Raw genomic sequence first — 5,934 nt, 5'->3', positions numbered from 1 at the left:
GGCACGTAGGTGGCGGGGGCGGCGAGTGCTGCGAGGTCGAACATGAGCTGATCCAGAGTCCGCTCATCGACGACGACGGCCTCGGGCAGGGTGGTTTCTGCGTGTGCCGCATCGAGTGCGGTCGCGTGCGTCGCTGACGGCACCTCGGTGCTGTGTGCGTGAGCGAGAGTGTCGTCGTCATCCGGTGTGCCGCTGGTGTCGATGAGTGCTTGGAGGCGTCCGGCGCGTATGGCGCGGGCGGTGGCCTGGAGGCGTTGGTAGTAGGGCTCCAGCACCGTGACCGGCCCCTCCAGAGTGAGGAACGCGCGTCCGGAGGCAGCACGCTCATAGGAGACTCGTCGTTCGCCATGGACGGTCTTCACCGGGGACACGGGTGGGGCGCAGAGTGCTGCTTGGGCACGCACATGCTGGGTGAAACTCTCCAGGGGAGCCGCGAGGAGAATGGGTCCGTGCATGCGATCCCGGCTCACATGAGCTGAGTGGGCTGGGTGAGCGTCCTGGACAGCTTCGTCCACGGCGGCCTCGTCTTGGGGAGCATCCGTCCCTGCGGTTGCTGTACCGGCGGGGTCTGCGGCGTCCGGGCAGGCGCAGGTGAGTTCCGCGACTGCCTCCTCCGGATTCCTCCCTCCACGATCCGCCTGGGTGCGGCCTGTGGTGTCGCGGTCGATCCAGCGTGCGTCGTGGAGCTGGAGGCGGGTCGTCGCGCGCAGCAGAGCACGCAGTTTCGCCATGCTCAGCCTGCCCTCGAGGACCAGGCCCAGGCAGCGGGAGAACGCGAGATAGGCATACACGGCATCGACGAGGCGGCGGTGGGCTTGGGTCTTTGTGAGGTCTGTATCCACCAGCACGGCGCGGACGACTGTGCGGGGCAGGTGTTGGCTGATGAGTTCCCTGGCTGAGTATGTCCCGTGTGAGCGCAGGAGGACCTCGAGCGTGTCGGGGCCGTCTTCGGTGGCGATGACGGCCAGGGTGGTCTCTGCCAGGGCTACGAGGTGGGCGGCCTCGCACCGGTCGAGAGCGTAGGCCGTGGCCTGCACGCTGTGGGAGATTCCCTGCACGTCGATCGACTCGACGGTGGCGCGGGTTTCAAGTGCTGCGTGGTGGGGTGATTCGAGCATCTGCCAGTCGTTACCGGCGGGCAGTTCCCCGGGCTGACGGTGGAAGACCGGCAACCGGGCAGGCATACCAGTGCGCGACCCGCCGGAACCGGACCCGCCGGAAGTGGGCGCACCGCTCGTGGAGAGGCTGGTGCCGCGAGCGAGGTGCTGACAGAGGTCATCCGCACTCACGATCTCCACCGCCTCCACCTCTGTGCAGGCGGGCACGACCAGGGTCTGTGCGGCGGCGTGATGGCGGCCGGTGTTGTACTCATGGTGCTTCCGGCTGCCCCGCCGCGGGCGCAGCGCGTCAGTCGCATGCACTGCTGTGGCACCCGCGGCTGTGGCACGTGGAAGGGAGCGCGCAGGCTGCTGGGGGAGTGCGGGCAGCGGAACGGGTGACATCGTCGTCACCTCCTCAACCGTGTGTGATCGGCTTCAAAGATTCATCTGGTTCGAATTTATCGTGAGGCACGGACACAACTCTCGACCGCGCGCGGAGAGCACTGAAGCCACAGGTGAGGAGCCGCGTGCGCGGGCACGCCGGTGACAATCCCACGAGTCCATTGCCCTCCGCGAGTGTCGCATCTACGATGTGAACATGTTCAGTGAACGTGTTCATTCCAGCGAGATGGAGGCTGCTCCGGTGCATGATCTCGCATCGGCACCTGGACCGGTTCCTCGTCCGCGCAGGGCGCGTCGCGATGCGCGTCGTGACAGGACCGAGGCGGCGATCCTCGACGCCGCGAGGGAACTGTTCTCCTCGAAGGGCTTCACAGCCACCACGGTGCGGGGGATCGCCGCACAGGCCGGGGTGAGCGTGGGCAGGGTCATGGCGGTGGGAGACAAGGAGCGCCTGCTCGTCCTCACTGTGGAGGCCGAGGTGCAGCGCATCCACGAACGTCGCATCCACGAGCACAGCTCCCACGAGCAGAGGCCTCCCCGGGAACCGGGCGGCGGAGGCTCCGCCGCAGGGGTGATCGGTGCCCTCATCCGGCCGTTCGTCTCGTTCTTCACCGCAGATCCCGAGCTGGCGCGCGAATACGGTGCGGTGCTCATGCGTGGCCGCACGCCGTCTGCGATATTCGACGGCCTCTCCGAGCGGCTGGAAGCGGAGATCGAGGCGGTCCTGCGGGCGCACGCCGTGGCACGCACTGCCACCCCAGACGCGCCCCGGCTCCGCGCCGCGGCCCGCACCGTCTATCTCGCCTACCTGGGCGCGCTCTTCGCGGCCGCCCACGGTGCACTCCCGTTCGAACGCATCGAGACCGAGGTGGCCTCGGCCGTCGACGCAGTGACCGCGGCCACGGACCGGACGACCCTGGGAGGAGAGCGATGCTCACACAGCTGAGCCTCTGGCTGACCCTGTTCCTCGCCGCAGTGCTCGCCGGGGACGTGCTGCTCTCCCTGCGGCCGCCGCGCTTCGTCCGCGACTGCCTTGAGGGTGTGCGCTTCCCCGCGGACTGGTGGTGGGTGCTCATCGTCGTCAAGCTGCTGGCTGCGGGCGGCCTCGTGCTCGGCGTGTGGGTGCCCGGCATGAGCCTCGCAGCCGCAGCCGGCGTGGTCGTCTACTTCCTCTGTGCCGTCACAGCCCATCTGCGCGCAGGTTTCCTCGGAAGCGCGTTCTGGTTCAACTGCCTCGGCATGCTCGCGCTCTCCGGGGTGACGGCGGGAGTCCTCACCGCGCGGGTGCTCACGCTCGGATGATGTCCACGCCCGCCCGGGCGAAGGGCTCCAGTGCGTCCTCGTCGCGGGCATCGGTCACGAGGGTCCAGCCCTCCGGCAGGGGCGCCCACGCCGCGACCCCGCGCACGCGCAGCTTGGAGGCGTCCGCGAGCACCACGGTGCGGTGGGCGCGCCGCGCGGCGAACTCCTTGACGTAGGCCTCCTCCAGGGTGGGCTCGCCCACTCCCTGGAGCGCGGAGACGGCGTCGCAGCCCAGGAAGGCGAGGTCGAAGGCGAAGCGGCCCAGGGCCTCGAGCGCCAGCGGGCCGGTGGTGCCGTGGGAGGCCGGTGTGAGCGCACCGCCCGCCACGTGCACGCTGATCCCCGGCCTGCCCACGAGCGTGATCGCGTTCTCGAGCCCGCGGGTCACCACCGTCACGTCCTCGACGTCCGTGAGGGCGTCCACGAGGGCGAGAGTGGTGGAACCCGCGTCCACGAAGATCGTCGCACCCGCGTGCACGAGACCCACCGCGGCGCGCCCGATCCCGGACTTGGACTCCGTGTTCACGGCGAGTCGCTCGGTGAGCGAACGGTCGTGGAACGGGGCGGGGGTGATCGCACCGCCGTAGGTGCGGGAGAGGTGGCCGTCCGCCTCGAGTGCTGCGAGGGCCCGCCGCACGGTGGACGGCGAGACCTCGCAGCGTTCCGCCAGCTCCTCGACCCGCGCGGTTCCGGAGTTCACCAGGCGCAGCAGCGCCTCGCGGCGTTCCAGGGTGGAGCGGTGGGGCCGGGCCATGTCAGCGGGGGAGGTACTCGGCGCGGATCCCGTCCACGAACGGGGCGTAGCCCACCGCGGCGCGGAACGCCGAGCGCATGGTGCCCGGATCCGCCTTGGCCTGACCGGCGATGTCGAACGCCGTGCCGTGGTCCACGCTGGTGCGCAGGATGGGCAGCCCTACGGTCACGGAGATCGTGCCGTCGAAGTCGAAGGTCTTCGCGGCGATGTGGCCCTGGTCGTGGTACTGCGAGAGGATCCCGTCGTACCGGCCCATGAGGCCCTGATGGAACACGGAGTCCGCAGGGATGGGGCCGGCGACCTGCAGTCCGTCGGCGTTGACCTGCTCCACGGCCGGTCGCAGGATCTCGATCTCCTCGTCGCCGAATGCGCCGTTCTCCCCGCCGTGCGGGTTGATCGCGGCGGTCGCCAGGCGCGGGTTCTCGATGCCGTAGACCTCGAGCGCGCGGTGCGCGCGCCGGATCGAGTCCGCCTGGGTCTCCAGCGTGATGGCGTCCAGCGCCTTCCGCAGCGACATGTGGCGGGTGGCGAAGAAGACGTGCATGTGGTGTCCGGGCACGTGCGAGCGCTCGACGACGAACATCGTGTCCTGCTTCGTCACGCCGGTGAGTTCGCCCAGCATCTCCGTGTGGCCCAGGTGCTTCGCCCCGGCCTTCCAGATGGCCTCCTTGTTGATGGGGCCCGTGACGATGCCGGCGACCTGCTGATTCATCGCCGCGGTCGTGGCGATCTCGATGGACTTCACCGCGGCGCGGCCGGCGCGGGCGTCGACCACGCCCCACTCCAGCTGCTCGTCGCCGAGGACCCCGATGTCGAAGACGTCGATGACGCCCTCACCGGGGTGGGCCACGTCCCAGGAGTCCACGGCGCGGACCTCCGCGTCCAGGCCCAGGACCTCGACGGCGCGGCGCATGACGGAGGCGTCCGCCACCGCGATGCCGTGGATGCTCGGATCGCCGGAGTGCTCGTGGAGGACGGCGGCGGTGATCTCCGGGCCGATGCCCACCGGATCTCCGGGAGTGAGTGCGAGGACGGGTGCGGTCATGACTGATCCTTCCGAAGGGTGGAACGGTGTGTCTGGAGAGAACGGTGTGTCCGTGGGAGAGCGCCGGTGCGTGCGGGCCGGGCTCATGCGGAGAGCGCCTCGACGGCGTCCAGGCAGACGGCCGCGGTGTCCGCCGCGCCCACGAGGCCGCCCTTGGTGACGATGGGCATGCCGTGGTGCGCACCGCCCACGACGGTGCCTGCCGCAGCGAGCGGCACGACCTCGCCGCGCACCTCGATCCCGACGCCGTCCACGTGGTCGAGCACCGCCGTCGTGATGTCGCCGCCGGTGGTGTACAGCCCCCGCACCGCCGTGTCCGCGAGCACGCGGGCGGCGATGGCGCCCAGTGCCGTCGGTAGGGCGTCGCCCTCCTCGTGGGTGAGGTCGAGGAGGTCCGTCTCGTCCAGCACGGTCGCGAGCAGGACCACGGGAGCCGAGGCCGGTGCGCCGTCCGTGCGCCCCTGGGCTCCCCGGAAGGAGAGAGCGGCGAAGGCGGCGGCCACGGCCTCGGCGGTGGCGTCCTCGTCGAGGAAGCGGGTGCCGGGCCGGTAGCGGGCGCGCACGACCTCGCAGGTGCGCGTGCGCCGCAGGTGGGAGAGCTGGAGGCGCGTGAGCTCCGTCGCGGAGCCGGAGACCGCGAGGAGCGGAGCGGCCGGATCGTGCGCAGGGCGGCGGTGGTCGGGTCGGCTGGAGCCCGTGGGGGCCTCCGGCACGGTCGTGTGCGCAGATTCCCCGGCCCAGCCATCGGCGGTGTCCGCGGTGCCGTGCCCCCGGGTCAGACCCAGCGCCTCGGCGAGCGCCCACGTGCCCGGCCCCGGGTCGATCGAGACCCACATCGCCTCGGGACGCACGTCCGCGGCGGCCTCCGCGACGGCCGCGAGGTGTGCTTCCGTGTACGCGTCCGCGATGAGCACATCGGGTCTGGACGCGAGTGCGGCGGCGAGAGCGTCGCGGAGCGTGCTCCCGCCGGCCGTCACCGCCGCGATGCCTATGTGCGCACAGGTGAGGTCCGCATCCCGGGTGAGCAGCTCCTCCACGGAGGACGTGGTCATGGGGGAACGGACGTCGCGGGCGAGCTCCGTGTGCTCCAGCCGCTTCCCGCCCATGAGCTGCAGCCCGGCCAGCGTCTGCCGGTCCGCGGTGGGGAACGCCGGGGCGCAGAGGCCGATGGTCTCCGCGCCGGAGAGCTCTGCCACGGTGCGGAGGACGGCCTCGGCCTGCGGACCCACGTTGCCGCGCAGCGTGGAGTCGCAGCGGGAGGCCACGAGCCGGGCGGGCCACCCCGCACGGACGGCCTCGCGGGTGAGCGAGGCGGCGTGGGCGGGGGACAG

5 protein-coding genes and 1 pseudogene are annotated in these 5,934 nt (G+C 71.1%); 2 read left to right on the top strand and 4 right to left on the bottom strand.

All coding sequences use genetic code 11. The annotated features are described in order from the left end of the window. Positions 1-1,325, bottom strand: a pseudogene (locus tag Q0A33_RS12145) (hypothetical protein); the annotation flags it as partial. Positions 1,326-1,743: 418 nt separating this feature from the next. On the opposite strand from Q0A33_RS12145, the gene Q0A33_RS12140 reads away from it, so the two are divergent. Further along, a complete protein-coding gene (locus Q0A33_RS12140; protein ID WP_291796982.1) occupies positions 1,744-2,448 on the top strand; it encodes a TetR/AcrR family transcriptional regulator in 705 nt (234 codons plus the stop codon). After that, positions 2,433-2,804 carry a DoxX family protein gene (locus Q0A33_RS12135; protein WP_291796979.1) on the top strand — a complete coding sequence of 124 codons (372 nt, stop codon included), beginning with the start codon at positions 2,433-2,435 and terminating at the stop codon, positions 2,802-2,804. Before Q0A33_RS12140 ends, Q0A33_RS12135 begins: the two co-directional genes overlap by 16 nt. On the opposite strand, the gene Q0A33_RS12130 is transcribed toward Q0A33_RS12135, so the two are convergent. The 3 genes from Q0A33_RS12130 to Q0A33_RS12120 form a co-directional block, all read right to left on the bottom strand. After that, a complete protein-coding gene (locus tag Q0A33_RS12130) occupies positions 2,791-3,558 on the bottom strand; it encodes a DeoR/GlpR family DNA-binding transcription regulator (protein WP_291796976.1) in 768 nt (255 codons plus the stop codon). The genes Q0A33_RS12135 and Q0A33_RS12130 overlap by 14 nt on opposite strands. A gap of 1 nt (position 3,559) precedes the next feature. After that, positions 3,560-4,603 (bottom strand): 4-hydroxythreonine-4-phosphate dehydrogenase PdxA, encoded by a 1,044-nt coding sequence (gene pdxA, locus Q0A33_RS12125; RefSeq protein ID WP_291796974.1) that lies wholly within the window; start codon positions 4,601-4,603, stop codon positions 3,560-3,562. A gap of 83 nt (positions 4,604-4,686) precedes the next feature. Then, on the bottom strand, positions 4,687-5,934 hold a 1,248-nt coding region (locus Q0A33_RS12120; RefSeq protein ID WP_291796969.1), incomplete at its 5' end, for a four-carbon acid sugar kinase family protein.

It is taken from the genome of Brevibacterium sp. (assembly GCF_022712115.1).
Lineage (GTDB): Bacteria > Actinomycetota > Actinomycetes > Actinomycetales > Brevibacteriaceae > Brevibacterium > Brevibacterium salitolerans.
Note: the sequence above shows the minus strand (reverse complement) of the source record. Positions and strands in the feature narration are given on the sequence as shown.